Here is a 388-nt window from a genome sequence, read left to right as displayed (position 1 = left end):
TTTCAGCTTGTTTCCTGGTTGTTAAAGAACAGAAATAACATTTTCAGTTATCATCGTTAAATAAACTCATCAAAGCATTTTAAGCATTAAATCAGTCAATTTACTTAACGATGATAAGTGGTGGAGATAAGCGGGATCGAACCGCTGACCTCCTGCGTGCAAGGCAGGCGCTCTCCCAGCTGAGCTATATCCCCATGTCATCGTTTATTTATCACCTTATTCACCTTCATCACTCACTCAGTTTGAGTGGTGGGTCTGAGTGGACTTGAACCACCGACCTCACCCTTATCAGGGGTGCGCTCTAACCACCTGAGCTACAGACCCAAGGGAATAACGGCTTTCTGCTCGATATTGTCTACAATATATCAATCAATCTGTGTGGACACTT

At 43.3% G+C, this 388-nt stretch carries 2 tRNA genes; both read right to left on the bottom strand.

The features are described 5' to 3' along the window. Nucleotides 1-118 precede the first annotated feature (118 nt). Nucleotides 119-194, bottom strand: a tRNA-Ala gene (locus HMPREF3279_RS00680). Nucleotides 195-247: 53 nt separating this feature from the next. Continuing rightward, nucleotides 248-324: transfer RNA gene (locus tag HMPREF3279_RS00675), tRNA-Ile, on the bottom strand. Between the last annotated feature and the right edge of the window lie 64 nt (nt 325-388).

Source organism: Haemophilus sp. HMSC71H05 (genome assembly GCF_001838635.1).
GTDB classification, from domain to species: Bacteria; Pseudomonadota; Gammaproteobacteria; order Enterobacterales; family Pasteurellaceae; genus Haemophilus_D; species Haemophilus_D parainfluenzae_R.
This window is presented reverse-complemented; position numbering and strand designations above follow the sequence as displayed.